Annotated in this window: 20 protein-coding genes; 16 read left to right on the forward strand and 4 right to left on the reverse strand. The window is 35.2% G+C overall.

Annotated features, from left to right (window positions below; genetic code table 11):
• Window positions 1-93 precede the first annotated feature (93 nt).
• From KUI_RS03915 to map, 4 genes are read right to left on the reverse strand one after another with little or no spacing between them, the layout of a single operon-like run.
• A complete protein-coding gene (locus tag KUI_RS03915) occupies window positions 94-594 on the reverse strand; it encodes a disulfide bond formation protein B (protein ID WP_014840353.1) in 501 nt (166 codons plus the stop codon).
• A gap of 28 nt (window positions 595-622) precedes the next feature.
• Window positions 623-1,300 carry a MarC family protein gene (locus KUI_RS03920; RefSeq protein ID WP_013522546.1) on the reverse strand — a complete coding sequence of 226 codons (678 nt, stop codon included), beginning with the start codon at window positions 1,298-1,300 and terminating at the stop codon, window positions 623-625.
• Between the two features lie 16 nt (window positions 1,301-1,316).
• Window positions 1,317-3,869: a [protein-PII] uridylyltransferase gene (gene glnD, locus KUI_RS03925; RefSeq protein WP_014840354.1), complete on the reverse strand. Its 2,553-nt coding sequence runs from the start codon at window positions 3,867-3,869 to the stop codon at window positions 1,317-1,319.
• Window positions 3,870-3,872: 3 nt separating this feature from the next.
• Window positions 3,873-4,673, reverse strand: a complete 801-nt coding sequence (gene map / locus KUI_RS03930; protein ID WP_013522548.1) for a type I methionyl aminopeptidase — start codon at window positions 4,671-4,673, stop codon at window positions 3,873-3,875.
• Between the two features lie 172 nt (window positions 4,674-4,845).
• Here map and rpsB point away from each other — a divergent pair, with 172 nt between their 5' ends.
• From rpsB to KUI_RS04010, 16 genes are all read left to right on the forward strand, one after another.
• Entirely contained in the window at window positions 4,846-5,628 is a 783-nt protein-coding gene (gene rpsB, locus KUI_RS03935) for a 30S ribosomal protein S2 (RefSeq protein ID WP_014840355.1), read from the forward strand.
• Window positions 5,629-5,716: 88 nt separating this feature from the next.
• Complete coding sequence (gene tsf, locus KUI_RS03940) at window positions 5,717-6,595, forward strand: translation elongation factor Ts (RefSeq protein WP_013522550.1); 879 nt, start codon at window positions 5,717-5,719, stop codon at window positions 6,593-6,595.
• Between the two features lie 105 nt (window positions 6,596-6,700).
• Window positions 6,701-7,414: a UMP kinase gene (gene pyrH, locus KUI_RS03945; RefSeq protein ID WP_013522551.1), complete on the forward strand. Its 714-nt coding sequence runs from the start codon at window positions 6,701-6,703 to the stop codon at window positions 7,412-7,414.
• A 12-nt stretch (window positions 7,415-7,426) separates the two neighbouring features.
• Window positions 7,427-7,987: a ribosome recycling factor gene (gene frr / locus KUI_RS03950; protein WP_013522552.1), complete on the forward strand. Its 561-nt coding sequence runs from the start codon at window positions 7,427-7,429 to the stop codon at window positions 7,985-7,987.
• Window positions 7,988-7,991: 4 nt separating this feature from the next.
• Window positions 7,992-8,738 carry a polyprenyl diphosphate synthase gene (gene uppS / locus KUI_RS03955; protein ID WP_013522553.1) on the forward strand — a complete coding sequence of 249 codons (747 nt, stop codon included), beginning with the start codon at window positions 7,992-7,994 and terminating at the stop codon, window positions 8,736-8,738.
• Window positions 8,739-8,740: 2 nt separating this feature from the next.
• The gene (locus KUI_RS03960; protein WP_081482428.1) at window positions 8,741-9,649 is read left to right on the forward strand and encodes a phosphatidate cytidylyltransferase; all 909 of its coding nucleotides are present in this window, start codon (window positions 8,741-8,743) and stop codon (window positions 9,647-9,649) included.
• A gap of 10 nt (window positions 9,650-9,659) precedes the next feature.
• Window positions 9,660-10,850, forward strand: coding sequence for a 1-deoxy-D-xylulose-5-phosphate reductoisomerase (dxr, locus tag KUI_RS03965; protein WP_014840357.1), 1,191 nt, complete (start codon window positions 9,660-9,662; stop codon window positions 10,848-10,850).
• Entirely contained in the window at window positions 10,844-12,184 is a 1,341-nt protein-coding gene (gene rseP, locus KUI_RS03970) for an RIP metalloprotease RseP (RefSeq protein WP_014840358.1), read from the forward strand. Before dxr ends, rseP begins: the two co-directional genes overlap by 7 nt.
• Before the next feature lie 58 nt (window positions 12,185-12,242).
• Entirely contained in the window at window positions 12,243-14,627 is a 2,385-nt protein-coding gene (gene bamA, locus KUI_RS03975) for an outer membrane protein assembly factor BamA (protein ID WP_014840359.1), read from the forward strand.
• A 23-nt stretch (window positions 14,628-14,650) separates the two neighbouring features.
• Window positions 14,651-15,250, forward strand: a complete 600-nt coding sequence (locus KUI_RS03980) for an OmpH/Skp family outer membrane protein (RefSeq protein ID WP_014840360.1) — start codon at window positions 14,651-14,653, stop codon at window positions 15,248-15,250.
• Window positions 15,247-16,371, forward strand: a complete 1,125-nt coding sequence (gene lpxD / locus KUI_RS03985) for a UDP-3-O-(3-hydroxymyristoyl)glucosamine N-acyltransferase (RefSeq protein WP_014840361.1) — start codon at window positions 15,247-15,249, stop codon at window positions 16,369-16,371. The genes KUI_RS03980 and lpxD overlap by 4 nt, the downstream gene beginning before the upstream one ends.
• Window positions 16,372-16,399: 28 nt before the next feature.
• Entirely contained in the window at window positions 16,400-16,870 is a 471-nt protein-coding gene (gene fabZ, locus KUI_RS03990; protein ID WP_013522560.1) for a 3-hydroxyacyl-ACP dehydratase FabZ, read from the forward strand.
• Window positions 16,871-16,879: 9 nt separating this feature from the next.
• The gene (lpxA, locus tag KUI_RS03995; protein WP_013522561.1) at window positions 16,880-17,695 is read left to right on the forward strand and encodes an acyl-ACP--UDP-N-acetylglucosamine O-acyltransferase; all 816 of its coding nucleotides are present in this window, start codon (window positions 16,880-16,882) and stop codon (window positions 17,693-17,695) included.
• A gap of 37 nt (window positions 17,696-17,732) precedes the next feature.
• The gene (gene lpxB / locus KUI_RS04000; RefSeq protein ID WP_013522562.1) at window positions 17,733-18,911 is read left to right on the forward strand and encodes a lipid-A-disaccharide synthase; all 1,179 of its coding nucleotides are present in this window, start codon (window positions 17,733-17,735) and stop codon (window positions 18,909-18,911) included.
• Window positions 18,904-19,542: a ribonuclease HII gene (locus KUI_RS04005; protein ID WP_013522563.1), complete on the forward strand. Its 639-nt coding sequence runs from the start codon at window positions 18,904-18,906 to the stop codon at window positions 19,540-19,542. The genes lpxB and KUI_RS04005 overlap by 8 nt, the downstream gene beginning before the upstream one ends.
• 117 nt (window positions 19,543-19,659) lie before the next feature.
• Entirely contained in the window at window positions 19,660-20,766 is a 1,107-nt protein-coding gene (locus KUI_RS04010; protein ID WP_013522564.1) for a fatty acid desaturase, read from the forward strand.
• Window positions 20,767-20,801 lie beyond the last annotated feature (35 nt).

Here is a 20,801-nt window from a genome sequence, read left to right on the forward strand (position 1 = left end):
AATCTTGGAGATTTTAAAAAAAGTATAGACAAATAAACATTAGTATTTGTCTTGATTAGACAAGATTGATTTAAAACTAATTATATAGTAGTGCTATTTAAATAATGCCCGGTTAGAAAGTTTAGGTTTGCTGAATAATCCAACTAGGGAAAGCAGAGTTAAAAATACAAATAAAATCAATGCCCACAAGACATAGTCTAAACCAAAGAGAGAAACAACTGCATCCATACAGGTAGCTTTAATTCCAAACACTTGGGGCAATAAGGCATCCAACCCGAGCCACTTTGAAATTATTTTATCTGCTAAAGTAAGTTCGCAAGTAAAAGTCTTATTTGCAACCGTGTATTGGTAATAAGATGTGGCAATACCCAATATCGACACAATCAAAGAGAAAAAAGCTCCTATCTTTTTAATTGAATGGTTGTAAAAGAAATTAAATAATACTGAAAATATTATTAAGAGCACTAATAAAAATCTGCTCAATACACACCATGCACATGGAAGCATACCCCAATAATATTGAGAAAATAGTGCAAATGATAATGATAGGATACTGAGTAACGTAATAGTATTAAGGATACTTCGAAGTCTCATTATTATCTTTTCTTATTATGTAATTAGTTTATTTTATATCATTATTAAGAATTAGGATAAATTCGTGCATACCAGTCCAAAAGATTTGAACTCCAATACAGAGCAGTATAAATGCACTTAATCGCATGAAAATTACTGTACCTTGGTTTCCAAGTTTATGTAAAAGCTCAGCCGCAAAATATAAGCTTATGAATATAGCTAAACCCACACCCATTGCCCCCAAAACTGTACCTATGATGTTTGAAAGTAATTCCAAGTTTAAATTTGAGTATGAAAAAGTTGTACCCAAAGTAATAGATGCGGCTACAGTGCCTGGTCCACAGGTAATAGGAAAGGTAAGAGGGTAAAACGCACTACTTTTAGCTTTGTCTAATGTATAAGTCTCAGCTGAAATATCATGCATACCAGTATCTGGGTCTTCTGCATTTAACAATTTCCATGCAGCTCCGATTACAAGCAAACCACCAGCTACCCGCACTGCAGGAATAGAAATACCTAGTGCAAAAAGAACTAACTTCCCTAAAAATGTAGCTACAATAACAATAAAAATTGCATTCAAAGCCACACGTTTAGCTAGAATTTTTCGGGTTTTATTGCTAGCACCTGTTGTGAGTGACCAGAAAATAGGTGCTACTCCTGGAGGGTTAACAATAGGTAGAATGGTACCCAATACAAGTAAAAAACTGCCTAAAATAATACTAAACATTTACTAATAATCTCACTCAAGGAATTATGCTTTTTAAATAGTTATAGATATCATCTATTAAATTATTTTTAAAAAGTCCGTCGTTTAATTTTTCACTTTCAATCAAAAATACGTCTTCAACCCTCTGGCCCAAAGTTAATATTTTTGCCATAATCAGGTCAATTTCATAGCAATCTAGAATTTTCGCAATATGATACAAAATTCCTGGCCTGTCATTTGAAATAATAGTCATAACAAAAGAAGAACTTTTATCTTTTTTCTCTATATTAACTTCAGGTCGAATTGGAAATACTTTCATTCTCCTAAATTCTCTATTTATTGGAACCCCAAAATCTCTTATTAGAATATTTTGTGGATTAGAGATATATTCTTTCAAACTATTCCTTATAAAGCCTAATCTGTCATGATGCATCTCACTGTATGGACCAAACTCGCAAATAATAGTATCTAAAGCATAATGAGAGAGGGTGGTATGAATTTTAGCCTCAACAATATTTATCTTATTTATGTAGAAAAAACTTAATATATCTAAAAACAGCTTCGACCTATCCTTGGCCCAAATACCAACACGAACATGCGTATCATTTAACTCATTACAAAAAACATTAGGATCAGTTTCAAATCCTACTTTCAATATTGAATATGCATGCCATGCAATTGTCTCAGCATCATTACGAAGATAGTAATCTGCCCCCAACAATGACCAGAATTCACCTATATTCCTTAAACTTTCTAATTCTGGGTTCTTTTTACTTAAAATTTCTAAAGCCTCTTGTTTTCTGTTGGCAATGCTACCGCTAATTTTCTTTTCAGCTTTTTGACTTAATAGGTCTAATGTTTGTCTAAACAAACCATCTAAAAGTTTTGCTTTCCAATCGTTCCAATGTTTTGGATTCGTTCCCTTGATGTCAGCTATAGTCAACAAATATAAAGCTTTTAAGTTTCTAGCCGTTCCTACTAATTTTGCAAATTCTGTCGCTATTTCAGGATGATGAAAGTCTTTTTTTTGAGCATATATTGACATTAAAAGATGATTCTTTACTAGAAATATTAATAACTCTTTATGTTCTTTCTCAAGCCCCAATCTATCGGAAAAAACAGAAACATCTTGAGCTCCTAATTCAGAATGATCTCCATTCCTTCCTTTGGCAATATCATGATAAAGAGCCGCTATATATAACAACCAACTATCTGAGAACTCACGTATTGTTTCTGATGCCAATGGGTTTTCATTATCGTATTCAGGCATAGTAAATCTACGCAAGTATTTAATAACTTGTAGATTATGCTGATCAACCGTGTAAGCATGATATAAGTCATATTGCATTTGACCAGATATCAGGTTCCATTCTGGCAATAATTGATGCAAAACCTTGAATTTATCTAATCTTCTGAAGGTTCTTACTATACCCTCAGGGTGTTTTAGTATTTGGATAAATAATTTATTTAGTGAATCTTTTTGAAGTATCAGAGCGTCAATAAGTTTTCGATTTGTCCAAATTTGACGCTGTAAGTCTAGGGAAAAATCGTTAACTTCATTTAGTGTTTGTAAATAATAGAAAGCTTGTAATATAAGTTCTGGATTTTTCTTAAAAGCTTCAGAATCATTTAATTCCAAAAGTTGATTATTTATAGAAAAATAATCGTCAATTCTAGTTCTATTATCTTCAACCACATTATTAAGACTTGCTTCAAGAGTCTTTAAGAAAAATTCCTCTATTAGTAAAACTTGAGACGACACCTTGTAAAAAGATTGCATAAACGGCTCAGACGGACGCTTATCATTGCTCAGTTTATCAAAAAACATTGCCACTTCATCTTGAATATGAAATAGTAAACGCTCATCTGCTTTTTTATGCAATAAATGCAAAAGTATACGCAGTTTAAAAAAATCCTGTTCGCAAATTTTAATTACTTTGGCTTCTTTTGACGTAAGAATTTTAGCGTCTGCCATATCATCCCAAGTTGGATTGATTCCATTGGACAGAGCAAGCCATTTCATAAGATCTAGGTCTCTTAGTGCTCCAGGATTCTCTTTGCAATTGGGCTCTAAGGAGTAAGGGTTGTTATCGTATTTTTCATGCCTACGATTTCTCTCAATAACTTTTGAATAAAAGAATTTTTTCTGATTATGAACCTGTTTTAATGTTGTGGTGGCAACATCAAACAACTCTTTAGAGCCGTAAATATATCTAGCTGTAAGCAGACTTGATTCGAATTTATGGTCGTTTTCAATAGCATCTTTTAAGGTTTTAAGGTCATGCACAAGAAAAGATATTTTTAAACCTAAATCCCAAGATTTGGAACTAAAGTCCTCAATAATATCTTTTAAAAATTCCGTATCTTTACTAAATAAAAAAATATCTATATCTGAATAGGGAAATAGTTGGGATTGGCCATATCTTCCTAAAGCCATCAGACATACTTCTTTGTCTTTAAAAACTCCAGCACATAAATCCTGTAAAGCACAATCAACGATACATGACCACTTAGAAAGATAATCGGATGGCGAAATGGTCTTATTGAGAAATTGCTCGTCTAACTCTTGACGAATTCCAATAAAGTCCATCAGTTAAGAGTTGATGAAAGCTGGAGGCGGACGTACTCCATCAGATAGTGTAAGCACCTCATATCCGTCACTTGTAACTCTTAATGTGTGCTCCCACTGAGCAGATAAGCTTCTATCCTTGGTAACAACTGTCCACCCATCTGATAAAACCTTGCAAGGATAGGCACCAGCATTAATCATAGGTTCAATGGTAAACGTCAAACCTTCAAATAACTCAATACCAGTACCAGCCTTTCCGTAGTGAAGTACCATAGGGTCATCGTGAAAAACTTTTCCAACACCATGACCACAATAATCACGAACCACACTAAAACCTTTTTTCTGTGCATAGGTTTGAATAGCATGACCTATGTCACCTAATCGTGCTCCTGGCTTGACTTTTGAAATACCAAGCCACATAGCTTCAAATGCGGTCTCAGATAAAACTTTAGCCCTAACAGAAGGTTCTCCAATAAGAAACATCCTACTAGTATCCCCAAAATAACCGTCTTTAATTATAGTAACGTCGATATTCATAATATCTCCGTCTTTTAAAGGTTTATCATTAGGGATTCCATGGCAAACAACATGATTTATTGAAGTACAAATACTTGACGGAAATGGTGGGTGACCTTTAGGACCATAACCTATGGTAGCTGATTTGACGTGTAATACATCATTTAAAAACTCAATGGTTATTTTGTCTAAATAAGCAGTGGTTACACCTTCTTTTACATGCGGTGTTAAAAAATCGAGAACTTTTGCCGCATCCTCGCAAGCTGCTTTCATAGCAGATATTTCAGTTGGGTCAAGAAAAATTTGCATTAAGTTATTGAAATCTTAGTAAAAATATGAGAGAATTATAGTCTTTAATTTTAAAAAATTAAATTAAATATTTTTATAAACCATATATGAGGTCTACTTAATAAAAGGGTGTTTGATATAAAAATAAAAATCCAAACCTTAAGTAGTCCTATAACCCTTTAGGAGAAAACTTATGTCACTTATGCGTGATATGCTTGAAGCTGGTGTGCACTTTGGACACCAAACTCGTTATTGGAATCCAAAGATGGCTCCTTATATCTTTGGTCAGCGTAACAAAATCCACATAATTAACCTAGAAAAAACTATTGAAAAATATCTTGAAGCTTTAGCTTTTATTCGTAAAACCGCTTCAAGAGGTGAGGATATTCTTTTTGTAGGCACTAAGCGTTCAGCACGTGAAATCATTGCAGAAGAAGCCTCCCGTGCTGGTATGCCATACGTTAATAACCGTTGGTTAGGCGGTATGATGACCAACTTTAAGACTGTTCGTAGCTCTATTAAGCGTCTTAAAGATATGGAAGCAGCTCAAAATGATGGTTCGTTAGAGAGGCTTACAAAAAAAGAAGCCCTTGATTTTACCCGTGATTTAGAAAAACTTAATAAATCAATCGGCGGTATCAAAGACATGAATAGATTGCCATCAGCATTGTTTATTGTGGATGTTGGTTATCACAAGATTGCTATTCAAGAAGCACGCACTCTAGGTATTCCAGTTGTGGCTGTAGTTGACACAAACCACTCTCCTGAGGGTATAGACTATATTATCCCTGGAAATGACGACTCATCTCGTGCAGTTCAAATTTATGCGGAAGGTGTGGCTAATGCGATCCTAGAAGGTCGTGAGCAACGATTAAATGGTGTTGTTGAAGAAATTCAATCTGAAGACTTTGTGTCAGATGAGGATGAAATTTTAGAAGAAGAAAGTCCTAACCTAGAATCTGAACAGTCTGAATAAGATATTTCTAACACTAAAAAGTAATATTAATCGGCTATCATTGGTAGCCGATATTTTTAAGAATCACTAAAAACTATTTGGAGTTTATATGGCTGAAATTACTGCAGGTATGGTTAAAGACCTAAGAGAAAAAACTGATGCACCTATGATGGAATGCAAAAAGGCTCTTACTGAAGCTGAAGGAGATATGGCTAGAGCTGAAGAAATTCTTCGCGTTAAATTAGGTAATAAAGCTACTAAGGCGGCTTCTCGCGTTACAGCAGAGGGCTTGATTGGAGAATATGTGACTGAAGGTCAAAATGGTCAAGTTGCTGCTCAAGTAGAAGTTAATTGCGAAACTGATTTTGTGGCTAAAAATCCTGAATTTATTTCTTTTGTTCAAGAATTAGCAAAATTGGTTGCTACAGAAAATCCTGCTGATATTCAGGCTCTTAGTGAGCTTAAGCTTGGTGACGGTACAGTTGAATCAACTCGCAAAGACTTAGTAGGAAAAATCGGCGAAAACATGACTATTCGCCGTTTCCACAGAGTTGAAACAAGTGGAAAAATCGCAACTTACAATCATGGAGGTCGTATCGGTGTATTAGTTGATTTCAATGGAGAAGACTCTGTTGGAAAAGATTTGGCTATGCACATTGCAGCTACAAAACCTAAGGCTTTAGATCAATCAGGCATAAATGAAGCTGACATTGAATCAGAACGTAAAGTTGCTACTGAAAAAGCTCAAGAATCAGGCAAGCCTGCTGAAATAGTAGAAAAAATGGTTTTAGGAACTATTGCTAAGTTCCTAAAAGAAAATACTCTATTGGGTCAACCATTTGTTAAAAATGATAAGCAAACAGTTGAGCAAATGCTAAAAGAAAAAGGTGCTTCAATTAAGTCATACAATATTTTTATCGTTGGAGAAGGCATAGAAAAAGCACAATCTAATTTTGCTGAAGAAGTGGCTTCTATGACTAGATCTTAGTGTGATCTTTAAAGCATGTATCCCCCAGTTATATGGGGGATTTTTTTATGCACATATAGGTCATTACTGTTAAAATGTCAGTTAATTTTTTTGGATTAAACACATATGGCGGATAAATTTAAACGTGTTCTATTAAAGCTGTCTGGTGAGGCTTTAATGGGCGAGGATTCATTTGGTATAAATCGATCCACCATTTCTCGCATGGCAGAGGAGATAGCTGAGGTTTCCAAATTAGGCGTCGAATTAGCCATCGTGATTGGCGGGGGTAATATTTTTAGAGGAATTGCTCCAGGTGCACAGGGTATGGATAGAGCTACTGCCGATTATATGGGTATGTTAGCCACTGTTATGAATGCCCTTGCACTTCAAGATGCTTTAAAGACATACGGAGTGGTTTCTCGAGTTCAGTCAGCCCTAAATATTGAACAAGTTGTCGAACCTTACATACGTCCAAAAGCATTAAGATATCTTGAAGAGAAAAAAGTTGTGATTTTTGCGGCTGGTACTGGTAACCCTTTTTTTACAACAGACACCGCAGCTGCCCTAAGAGGGGCAGAAATTGGTGCTGAAATTGTATTAAAAGCAACCAAAGTTGATGGCATTTATACAGCTGACCCAAACAAGGACCCTTCAGCTTCTAGGTATTCAAACATTACTTTTGACGAAGCCTTAACAAAGCGACTTGAAATCATGGATGCTACTGCATTTGCATTATGTCGTGATCAAAAATTACCTATAAAGGTATTTTCAATTAACAAAACTGGTGCCCTTCAAAGAGTGGTTCTTGGAGAAGATGAGGGCACTTTAGTTCATATTTAATTAGAGGAATTTATGAGCATAACTTCTATTACGGCATCTGCCGAATCTAGAATGAATAAGTCTATTGAAAGTCTTAAAACTAATCTTTCAAAAATTCGTACTGGTCGTGCACATGCAGGGATATTAGACCATGTTACTGTGGATTACTACGGATCCTTAGTTCCTGTTTCTCAAGTTGCAAATGTTTCTGTTGTAGATGCTCGAACTTTAAGCGTACAACCATGGGAAAAAAACATGGCTGGTCCTATAGATAAGGCTATTAGAGAATCTGATTTAGGATTAAATCCTATAACGCTGGGAGAGGCAATTAGAGTTCCCATGCCAGCTTTAACCGAAGAGCGCCGTCGCGATTTAACTAAAGTTGTAAGAGCGGAGGGCGAAGATGCTAAGGTTGCGATTCGAAACCTTAGACGAGATAGTAACGATACATTAAAAAAACTTCTTAAGGATAAAGAAATCTCTGAAGATGATGATAGACGTGCTCAAGAAGTAATTCAAAAGATGACAGATAAATTTGTTGGTGAAATCGACAAGATAGTTTCAGAAAAAGAAGCTGAAATTATGAAAGTCTAACTTAATGTCAACTACAAGCTCCACTTTACAAGTTCCTGAACAAAATGTAGTACCAAAACACATTGCCATCATTATGGATGGCAATGGTAGGTGGGCTACTAAAAAAAATCTTCCCCGTACTTCAGGACACATAAAGGGTGTACAAGCTGTACGCAATGCAGTAGAGTTTTGCATACGTAATGGGATAAGTTATTTGACCGTATATGCTTTCAGCTCCGAAAATTGGAGAAGACCTGCTAGCGAAGTTGCTCTTCTTATGAAGTTATTCAAAAAAGTATTAACTAAAGAGATTGTAAAACTTCATAAAAACAATATTAGGGTATGTATAGTGGGGGATAGGTCAAGCTTTTCAGAGGATCTTCAAAAACTTATGGATTCTGCTGAAGACTTAACAAAAAATAATTCCGCCCTTTGCGTTAATATTTGTGCAAACTACGGCGGAAGATGGGATATTCTAAATGCAATTAATGAATTAATTAAAAACAATAATTATTCGTTTTCTTCTATACCTATAAAAGAAGAGGATTTTGCTCCGTACATATCATTAAGTGATATACCAGAACCAGACTTGTGTATTAGAACAGGTGGTGAGCAAAGACTATCAAATTTTCTTTTATGGCAAACTGCATATAGTGAGCTTTATTTCACTAATAAATTTTGGCCAGATATGAAATTAGCTGATTTTGAAGATGCATTAAAAGCTTTTCAAGCTAGAGAAAGAAGGTTTGGCATGACTTCGGATCAATTATAAAAATGCTTTTTACTAGAACTATTACATCTGCTATTCTTCTAGCTATCATATATTTTGTTTTCACCACTGGAAACCAATTCTTTTTTGCATTTTTTATTAGCCTAGTATCTTGTATAGGTTTATATGAGTGGCTCAAGATGCTTTATTATTCTAAAAAAAGAAAAACTAAAGCCTTGATTATTACTCTAATAACAGCAACTGTATTTGCTTTGTTATATTGTTTAATCTTTAAGGACAATCAGATTATTTCTGCCCTTTCCCATCCTAAAATATTTAACCTTTACCCCTGGGGTACGGGTATCTTTGCATTGCTTATGACAATGCAATTTTTTATAAGTTTTACATGGTTATTCTTAGTGCCTATTCATCTTTATCAGCCTAAACTGGATATTAGCAATAATGGATTATTTCATCAGATTTTCGCTATAGTTGCAGTCTTAGGAGGATGGATTAGTGCCTTAACAATATATGAGTTTAAGGGGGCTTGGTATTTTCTAAGTATCCTTATTACAGTTTTTTGTGCAGATGTTTTTGCATTTTTCGGTGGAAAATTAATAGGTGGAAGAAAATTAAATGCGACTATAAGTCCAGCTAAAACATTATCAGGATTTATTTGTGGTTTAGTGGCTTCTGTAATATGGTTGGTTGCCAGTTATTTTATTAAGGGTACGTTTTCAAATTCCTTATCATCTGAGTTGAATATATTAGTAATCGCTTTTATTGGTGTATTGTTTGCCACTCTTTCTGTAATTGGGGACCTATATGAGTCCTTATTAAAACGCAGAGCTCAAATTAAAGATTCTGGTTCATTATTGCCTGGTCACGGGGGTTTATTAGACAGATTAGATTCCATTTTTCCTGTTTTATCTTTTTCCATGACTATAGTTTTTATTTTCCATCTGGTGATATAAAAGATAAGAGATGAATAGTAAAAAGCAAAGAATCGCTATACTAGGTGCTACAGGCTCAATAGGGTCTAGTACTTTAGATGTAATTAGGTCCAACCCTAAAAAATTTGATGTCTTTGCTGTCAGTGGATTTTCAAACATAAAAAAATTACACCAAATAGCTCAAGAATTTTCTCCATCATGTATTGTTCTTCCAGACGAAAGTTCTAGAGAGAAATTCCTTTCATTGCCATCCCTAAATTATCAATATGAAATTCTTTTAGGTGAAGAAGGGTTGTGTTCAGTAAGTACAGCTACAGAGACAGATGTAGTAGTTTGTGCAATAGTAGGGGCTGCGGGACTTAAAAGTGCCTACGAGGCAGCAAGAAAATCAAAAAAAATTCTACTTGCAAATAAAGAAGTATTAGTTACAGCTGGCGCTTTGTTTATGAGTGCTATATCAAAATATGGTGCCCAATTAATTCCAGTAGATAGTGAACATAACGCCATATTTCAATGTTTGCCACCATCTAAAAATTCAACTTACATTAGAGATATAAAAGATTTAAAAAGAGTTCATATCACTGCATCTGGTGGTCCTTTTTTAAAAAGACCGCTTGATACTTTTGAATCTATAACATTAGAAGAGGCTTCTAAACACCCAAATTGGTCTATGGGACGCAAAATTACAATAGATTCGTCCACTATGGTTAATAAAGGCTTAGAGATCATAGAGGCAAAGTATCTATTTAATTTAAATCCAGAGCAAATAAATGTTCTTGTACATCCTCAAAGCATTGTGCATTCATTTGTTGAATATATAGATGGTTCACTGCTCGCACAGCTTGGTCATCATGACATGAGAATTCCTATTTCATATGCATTGGGATATCCTGATAGAATTAATCATACTGGAGCTCAATTTGATATTAAAAACTTGTTTGGACTTGAGTTCTCAGAGCCAGACTATAAGAGATTTCCCTGTTTGAAATTAGCATTTGAAGCACTTATGGATGGAAATGTTGCCTGTCAAATTTTTAACACATCAAATGAAATTGCCGTTGAGAGTTTTATAGCTGGAAAAATAAAATATATTGATATTCCTAAGATAATTGCAAAACAACTTGAAACCATTTCGCAAACTGAACTCTTAGAAATTAACGATATTATTGAATTTGACTTTAGAATCAGAGAGTTAACAAAATCTTATATTACTAAATGCTAATTAGCTTAATCGCCTTCATAATTACCATATCAATCGTTGTAGTCTTCCACGAATGGGGACACTATTTATTAGCAAGAATTAATGGTGTTCATGTCGAGAAATTTTCTCTAGGCTTTGGTCGCACTTTGCTTTCAAGGGTCGATTCTAAGGGTACAGAGTGGGCTTTATCCATGCTTCCTTTAGGAGGGTATGTAAAGCCTCTTGATATTGCTGATCCGGATCATAGATTTTACAAAATGGGCAAAAGCATATCAGAAAAAAGTGCATTTCAAAAGGTAATAATTTATGCTGCTGGACCTTTTTTCAGTTTCTTATTGGGCATCATAATTTATTTTTTAATTTTTATGATTGGCGTAAAGGAACCCATTGCCATACTCGGTCAGCCATTTGAACAATCAATTGCCTATAAAGCTGGAATTAGGGCTGGAGATAAAATTGTTTCGATTGATGGGTACGATGTTAACAGTTGGCCACAAGCATTGGAGATGTTATTAGGACCAGCAACTTTAGGTCAGGAGACTACATTAACCCTTATAAACAGTGAGGGCTTAGCTAAAAAAGCAACTTTTAAATTCCCTGTGGCTAAGGGAAGCCTTGAGGAATATGATGTATTCGGACAAGCGGGATTAAACCTTAAATTACCTAAACCTAAAATTATAAAAATTATTAAAGACAGTGCCGCTGAAAGATACTCTTTAAAAGAAGGAGACCTGATATTAAAAGCAGATGGGGTTAATATAGCCGATAGTTTGCAGTTAATACAAACTATTAAGAAATCTCCAAACAAAGAGATATTGCTTGAAGTTGACAGAGGAGGCTCTGATATTTTAATCCCCGTTATTCCAGAGATGCATGAGGAAAAATCAGGTATTAAAGTCGGAAGATTAGGAGCTCAATTAGGTGGAGATTATCCTTCAACTCTTGTTAGATATGGAATCACAGACTCTATTCAAAAGGCCACTAATAAAACTTGGAATACAGCCACCATTTCTCTTAAGCTTTTAGGTCGTATGATTACAGGAGATCTTTCTATTAAAAATTTATCTGGACCCATTTCTATTGCTCAATATTCAGGACAAGTTGTTCAGACAGGTTTTATGAACTTTACGCAATTTATTGCTTTAATCAGTATAAGTATCGGATTACTGAATTTGCTTCCTGTGCCAGGTTTAGATGGGGGACAGATGCTTATTCATACTGTTGAAGCTATTTCTGGTAGGGAATTATCCGAAAAGTTTATGAAAGGTGTTGTAACTGTAGGATATGCCTTGCTCTTATGTATGATGTTTATAGCTTTTCGGAATGATATCCTAAAGCTTATAAATTACTTTTAAAATTCGCTTTAATGCTAGAATATAGTGTTAAATTTATTATAAAGATTTGGAACTATTTATGTCCTCTTCGTTACAAAAAAAACAATCTAAAATATTAACTTATTTATTTGGGGTCCTTCTTTCTGCACTTACTTCTTTTTCAAGTGCCTATGCCCAGTTTCAACCTTTTAAAGTAAAAGACATTATCGTTAGTGGTTTACAAAATACCGAAGCAATTGCGGTATTTGGATTTATACCTGCTAGGGTTAATTCTACATTTACTCCTGAAATCGCTAGTGATACTGTGAAGCGTATGCATTCTACTGGTTTATTTGAGGATGTAAAAATATCACATAAAAACGGTATTGTTTATATTGATGTTGTAGAGAGACCAGTTATAGCATCTGTTATTTTTGATGGAATGAAAATTTTCGATTCCAAACAAATCACACAAAGTCTAAGTGATTTAGGATTTGGTGAGGGTAGACCTTTAAATCCATCATTATTAAATCGGGCTGTGGGTGAAATTAGAAATCAGTATGTTAATTCTGGTAATTATAGTGTTGATATTCAGCAAGTTTTTACTCCATTGCCAAACAATCGGGTAGGCGTTAATTTTCAAATCAATGAAGGTAGAAAGTCTAAGATTAGAGATATAAATTTCGTCGGAAATAAGGACATTTCATCTTCTAGACTTAGAAGTCAAATGAATTTAACTACTCCTGGATTTATGACTTGGTATACTGGTACCGACAAATTCTCTAGAGATAAGCTTAATCAGGACATAGAAATAATCCGTGATTATTATATGGATAGAGGTTATTTGGATGTACGCATTGACCCTCCGCAAGTAAATATCTCCCCAAATCTAGAAGATATAGGGATTAATATTACCCTTTCCGAAGGGAAACCTTATAAGATTCGTAGCATTAAATTAGCTGGCTACACAGAAGGGCTTAATGAGGAAATTTTAGATCGTGTTGTTAATCGTGTAGGCAGGACATTTAAGGTTTCTGAAACCCGTGCCTCAGTAAATGATATTAAATTGTACCTAGGAAGCCTTGGTTATGCTTTAGCCGAAGTAAACCCTGTTCCTACACCAGTTTCTGGCACTCAAGAAGTTGATCTTGTTTTCCATATAAACCCAGGTAAGCGTATGTATGTTCGCCGTATAAATATCGGCGGTAATACTAGAACTCGCGACGTTGTGATTCGCAGAGAGCTACGTCAGGATGAGGGTGCGTGGTATGATGCAGAACGTCTAGGTCTTTCAATAAACAGAATTAATAGACTTGGGTATTTCAATGATGTATCTATGTCTCAAGCTCCTGTACAGGGTACAGATGATCAAGTTGACGTAAATATCGATGTTCAAGAAAAACCGACAGGTATTATTAATGTTGGCGTTGGTTATGGATCAACAGATAAATTATCTTTCCAAGCAGGTATAAGCCAGGATAATATTTTTGGTTCTGGTACAAATTTAGCTTTATCATTTAATACTGCCAAAACCAATAAAAACCTTAATCTTGTACATACTGATCCGTATTGGACTAGCAACGGAATAAGTAGGACTACAAATGTTTATTACCGTTTGGACAAACCTTACAGTAACTCCGTTGATCAAAAAGAAGATACCTATCAAATTAGGGGTATAGGTCTAAATATGTCCTTTGGAATTCCAATATCCGAATACGATAAAATCTTTATGGGGTTAGGATTTGAGAGAAATGAAACAATTCTACCATCCGTTGAAAGTGGTTATTTAATTCCCGCAGCCTACCGAGATTTTGTTAAGGAATATAAAGAGAAAAATAATTCTTTTACCTTCAGTATAGGTTGGTCTAAAGATACTAGGGATAATGCGATTGCCCCTACAAAAGGTTACTATACGAATATAAGTGTTCTAACCTCAGTTGGAGATTTAAAGTACTATAAACTTTCTGCTCAACAACAATACTTCCTACCTCTTAATAAAGATTACATTCTAGCTTTTAACCTAGCAGCTGATTGGGGTCGTACTTTTGGTAGTGATAAAAAATTCCCAATCATTAAAAATGTTTTTGCTGGTGGTATCGGATCAGTAAGAGGGTATGAAGGTGCTTCCCTAGGTCCAAGAGATGTTTTAACTGGTGACTATTTAGGTGGAAACTCTAAAATTATTGGTAATATTCAGTTGTACTTACCTTTCCCTGGTACGCAAAATGACCGTTCTTTGAGATGGTTCTTATTTGCTGATGCTGGTAAAGTTGGCGTTTCAGGCGGTAAGAATAACTGCACAACGGGAAATCCGAATTATGGTGGTATAGTGGATGACCCTTGTGGATGGCGTTATTCGGCTGGTGTTGGTTTGTCGTGGCAGTCTCCTATTGGACCGCTTCAACTATCCTACGCTTACCCACTTAAGGATAAAGAAGGGGATAAAAAACAAAGATTCCAATTCCAAATTGGTGCCTCTTTCTAAGATAATTTTAATAAGGATTTAAAATGATTAAAATTAATAGATTTTTAGTTTTTTCGGTAGCATCTCTTGCTTTCAGTGTTTCTGCTATTGCCCAAAATCAAAAAGCACCAGCACCAGTAGCTAAAGATATTACTAAATCAACAGAAACCAAACAAACTGAAACCAAAACGACAGAAAATAAATCTTTTGTTCCTAAGATTGGATTTGTAAACACAAATAAACTTCTCTCCGAATCTGCGCCTGCTAAAGAAGCAGAGAGAAAAATCGAAGAGGAGTTCAAAAAACGAGATACAGAACTTCAAAAATTGGCAAATGATTTGAGAACTAAGTACGAAAACTTCGATAAGAATGCCCCTGTTATGACAGATTCTGATAGAGCGAAGGCACAAAGAGAACTTTCTGACTTAGACACAAATCTTCAAAGAAAAAGAAGAGAGTTCCAAGAGGATTTCAATCGACGTCGCCAAGATGCATTTGCACAAATCGTAGATAAAGCTAACTCCGCTATTCAACAAATTGCATCTGAGGAAGATTATGACATTATTATTCAAGAGGCAGTAGCTGTAAGTGATAGAGTTGATATTACCGAAAAAGTTATAAAGGCTCTTGAATCTAAGAAATGATTCAAATTGAAAGTTTTGTCGAATTAAATTCATTAATTTCTGAAATTGACGAATCTGGGTTGCCTCGTGAAGTAAAAGTCTATTCTGACGAGCAACCCAAAATAAAAGGGATTGCCTCACTAGATGAGGCAGATCATAACCAAATTTCTTTTTTATCCAATCCTAAATTTTTTCCTCAATTAGCCACTACCAAAGCGGCTGCAGTTGTGCTTACACATAAAGCATTTGATGCATTGAGTGTATTGCCAGAGATAAACCCATCTAATCCTCCTTTTGCTGTGGTTATATGTGAAGACCCTTATTTGATGTATTCACGATTAACTCAGTGGTTTTATAAAAAAAATCGCTCATCTAGAATTCCTAAAATTCACTCAAATGCTGTTATAGATACTTCAGTTGATTTAGGTGAGAATCTAAATATTTCAACTAATGTTGTAATAGAGGAAAATTCTAAAATTGCAGACAGCGTTTATATAGGTGCCGGGTGCTATATAGGTAAAGGAGTGCACATAGGCGAAAATACATTAATACATCCTAACGTAACCATATACGATGGGGTTATTATTGGTTCAAATTGCATTATACATAGTGGAGCTGTTATTGGATCTGATGGCTTTGGCTTTGCTCCCGATAATTCAATTTCTAAAGGAGGATGGTCCAAAATTTACCAGTTAGGTACTGTTGTTATCGAAGACGATGTAGAAATAGGGGCTAATACATGTATTGATAGGGGTGCTCTAAAAGACACCTTGATTAAGAAAGGTGCAAAATTAGATAATCTCATTATGATTGCACACAACTGCCAGATTGGTCAAAATGTTGCTATAGCTGCATGCGTAGGCATCGCAGGCTCTACCACTATAGGTGATCGATGTACTTTAGCAGGTGCTGCGATGGTTTCTGGTCATCTTAATATATGTGATGATGCCCATATTTCAGGTGGTACTGGAGTTATGGAAAATATTACAAAACCCGGAAGATACACTGGTTTATACCCAATTGAGGCTCATAAAGATTGGCAAAAAAATGCGGCTACTTTAAAAAGTCTACATGACTTAAGAAAGAGGGTCATGGAGCTTGAAAAGTTAGTTAATAATACCTTATTATCAAGTAAAGATTAATTTTTAAAAATATTAATAGGTCTGAAGAATGTCTGAGATTAATGTTGCACAGTTAGATATAAAAGAGATTATGGAGAGAATTCCCCACAGGTATCCTATGCTTTTGGTGGATAGAGTCCTTGAAATGGAACCTGCAAAAAGAATTGTTGCCATAAAAAATGTGACTGTTAATGAACCCTTTTTTACGGGACATTTTCCTGAAATGCCTGTTATGCCAGGTGTATTTATTATTGAAGCTATGGCTCAATGTGCGGCTATTTTTTCTTTTGCCAAACCTAATTCCAGTGCAGTAGATACGCAAGAAGAAATTTATTATTTGGTTGGTGTGGATGATGCACGTTTCCGCAGACCTGTAGTGCCAGGAGATCAACTAAGATTTGAGGTTGATGCGATTAGAATCTCAAAGGTTATGTGTAAGTATGATGCAAAAGCTTATGTAGACAATCAGCTAGTTGCAGAAGCGAAACTAATGTGTGCTGTTAGGAAAGTTACTGAATAGGGGGTTAAGTTGTCTAATTCCACTCTGGATTCATCTAATAGGGATGTAACTTCAATTGTATATGAAGGAGCTGACTTGCATCCTTCTGTTAAAGTAGGTGCATATTCAATTATTTATCCTAATGTTAAGATTGGAGCTGGTACAGTTATTGGGGACCATTGTGTTATTGATGGTCACACTACCATTGGAGAAAATAACAGGTTTTATAGATTTTGTTCTGTTGGGGGTATGCCTCAGGATAAAAAATACAACGCAGAAGATACCAAACTTGAAATAGGTGACGGAAATACATTTCGCGAATTTGTGACCATAAATACTGGCACTGTTCAAGATGTAGGTGTCACTAGAATTGGAGATAACAACTGGATTATGGCTTATGTACATATTGCCCATGATTGCCAAATCGGAAGTAATACTATACTAGCAAATTCAGTTCAATTGGGCGGACATGTCCATATTAATGATTGGGCAATTATTGGAGGTATGTCTGCTGTACATCAGTTTATTCATATAGGAGCTCATTCTATGACAGGAGGCATGTCAGCTATTAGACAAGATATACCTCCATTTGTTTTAGGTGCTGGACAGCCTTATAAATCTGTTGGAGTAAATTCTTTAGGGCTTAGACGTCGTGATTTTACAAACGATCAAATTCAAGACATTAAGGAAGCCTACAAAATTATTTATTCCAAAGATTTAGTGGCTGATGATGTAGCAAAAGAACTTATAGCCCTTAAGGAAAGTAGCCCCTCATCTAAGAAATATATTCAAATGTTTATAGACTTTTTGGAGTCCAGTGCAAGGGGTATCTCTAAAGAATCATAACCCAAATTTAAACCTTAATATTCCTTAATTTATTCATATGACATCAATCTCAATTGTGGCTGGAGAACCCTCTGGCGATTTGCTTGCTTCAAGAATAATTCGAGGACTTAATCAAAAATTCAACGATCTAGAAACCTATGGTATAGGTGGTGATCATATGGCTAAGGAGGGATTTAAAACCCTGTATCCCATGTCTATACTGACAGTATTTGGATATGTAGATGCTTTAAAAAGATTACCCTCACTAGTGTCTACATATAAAGGGTTAAAGAGGACTTTAATTAAAAACAAACCTGACGTATTTATTGGGATTGATGCCCCAGATTTTAATCTTAGGCTTGAAAAGCAACTTAAAAATAATTCTATCCCCACGCTTCATTTCGTAGGTCCTTCAATATGGGCGTGGAGATACGAACGCATATATAAGATAAAAGACTCAGTTTCCCATATGTTGGTACTATTTCCATTTGAAGAGGAAATTTATAAAAAAGAGGGGATATCAGTCACCTATGTTGGACACCCGTTAGCAGCTCAAATTCCACATGAAGTAAATAAAAATATTGCCAGAAAATCTTTTGGTTTAAACCTTAAAGAAAATGATATTGTTATGGCAATACTACCTGGAAGCAGGAATTCTGAGATTAACCAACTATCAGATTTGTTTTTTCAAACGGCATTGAGGATTCAAAAAGCCATAGAAGGGATTCAATTTTTAGTTCCCGTGGCAAATGAAAGCTCTAAAAAACTTATCGAAGATAAATTAACTCAATTTGAGAATGATAATATTCATTTAATAAGCACTAATCGTCTAGATTCGTCAAAACCAGCTTCTTGGGCCGTTATGCAAGCGTGCGATTGTGCATTGGTATCTAGTGGTACGGCTACATTAGAGTTGGCTTTACATAAGAAACCTATGGTAATTTCTTATAAGCTAACACCACTTATGATTAAGATTATGAAGTGGAAATCGGGTCAAACTAAACCTTTAGTTCCTTGGGTAGGATTGCCAAATATTTTATTAAATGAATTTGCCGTACCAGAATTTTTACAGGATGAAGCTACTGTAGAAAATCTTTCTTCTGCTTGCTTAGATATGATCAACAATATCGGGTCTCAAAAAGAGAAAGAATTGATTTCAAAATTCTCTGCCTTGCATAAAACCCTAAATATCAACACTCCACAAATTGTGGCAGATGTAGTTGCTTCCTATGTTTGAAAAATTAGTAATTGGTGTAGATGAAGCTGGTAGAGGACCTTTAGCTGGTGATGTGTTCGCAGGAGCTGTGTTATTAGGAAGTCCCGAAATTGTTGGTTTAACAGATTCAAAAAAATTAAGCCCCAAAAAGCGGGAAGAGCTTGAGGTACTGATAAAAGGTGCATCAGTTAGCTATTTTGTAGCTTGTAGCACTGTAGAAGAGATCGATTCCTTAAATATTCTTAATGCAACTCTTCTTGCTATGAACAGAGCAATAGATGGGGTATTAGGTGCATTGCCACCAAAATACCAATCTTCCCAAATTAAAGTGATAATTGATGGCAATCAAATCCCAAATCCATTAAAGAGGGAAGGGATATTTGACTATCAAGGTTTCAAGATAGAAGTAAAGTCCCAAATTAAGGGAGATTTACTTACTCCTACAGTATCTGCCGCCTCAATTTTAGCTAAAACAGCTAGAGATAGGCATATATTGCAATTACATGAAAGTGTGCCTCAGTATAAATTTAATGAGCATAAAGGCTATGGTACCGCCTTGCATCTTGAAATGATTAGAAAATACGGACCAAGTATTTTTCATAGGAAATCTTTTAATCCAGTTAAATCCCTTATACAGGGAAATTTATTCTAGTTTTTCCCATTAATTGCCACAAAATATTACAGAAACACGAAAAATCTTACACCGTTTGAAAATTAAGTGTTATTATTAGAACAATTTTTTAAACACGGTTTTAAATACTATTTAAATATGACACCAGATAAAACAACTGACATGGGTCTAAACTTAGATCCTCGTCCATTGGCTCCGAATGAACAACTTCCTCATAGAAAGATTATTCGTAGCTGGACACAACCTTTTGCTTCTAAAAACACAGCATGGGGATTATTTCTTATAGCTATAGATTTTGTGATTTTAGGTGCTTTGCTTTTCGGTACAGTTCATTTTTACGCTTGGTGGGCTAAACTAATATTTGCCCTTTTAGCTGGCTTCTGGATTGGCCGTATTTTCGTGATTGGTCATGATTTATGTCATCAAGCTTATTTTCAAAGCAGAAAACTTAATCATATATTTGGAAGAATATGTATGCTTCCATCTGTATCGCCATATAGCTTATGGGATATTGGGCACAATGTTGTACATCATGGGTATACAAATCTTAAAGATGTTGATTTTGTTTGGCAACCAAAATCCCCTGAAGAATATAAAGCCATGAGTGCTGGACGAAAATTTTTAGAAAGAATCTACAGAAGCGGTTTGGGTTCTGGTATTTACTACATCATTGAAATTTGGTGGAAAAAAATGATGTTCCCATCTAAAAAGCAAATGCCTACTCAAAGAAAAATTTTCTTTTGGGATAGTATGTTATGTGCAGGCTTTGGTATATTGTGGGCGGCTGTAGTAGTTTGGGCTGCTTACGCTACTCATCAATCTCCTTGGGTGCTGTTGTTCTTCTCTTGGTTTTTGCCACTATTGATGTGGTTTTACATGATAGGCTTTGTAGTTTACGTCCATCATACCCATACTAAAGTTACATGGCATGAAGATAAAAAAGAGTGGGCAGCTGCACAACCTTTCGTTTCTACAACTGTGCATTTAACTTTCCACTACAACATGGGTGCATTAGTGCATCATATTTTTGAACATACAGCTCATCACGTTGATATGTCTATACCCTTGTATCACTTGAAATCTGCACAGGCTAAGCTTGAGCATATCCTACCAGAAAGAATTGTGATTCAACCATTCTCATGGGGCTGGTACTTTAGAACAGCAGGTGCTTGCAAACTTTATGATTATAAAAACAAAGTTTGGACTGATTTCGATGGAAATCCCATAACAAAACATCAAGTTTAATTCTTGATTTTTGATATTAGCCTTCATTATGATTA

Origin of the sequence: Taylorella equigenitalis ATCC 35865, assembly GCF_000276685.1 — a bacterium.
Lineage (GTDB): Bacteria > Pseudomonadota > Gammaproteobacteria > Burkholderiales > Burkholderiaceae_B > Taylorella > Taylorella equigenitalis.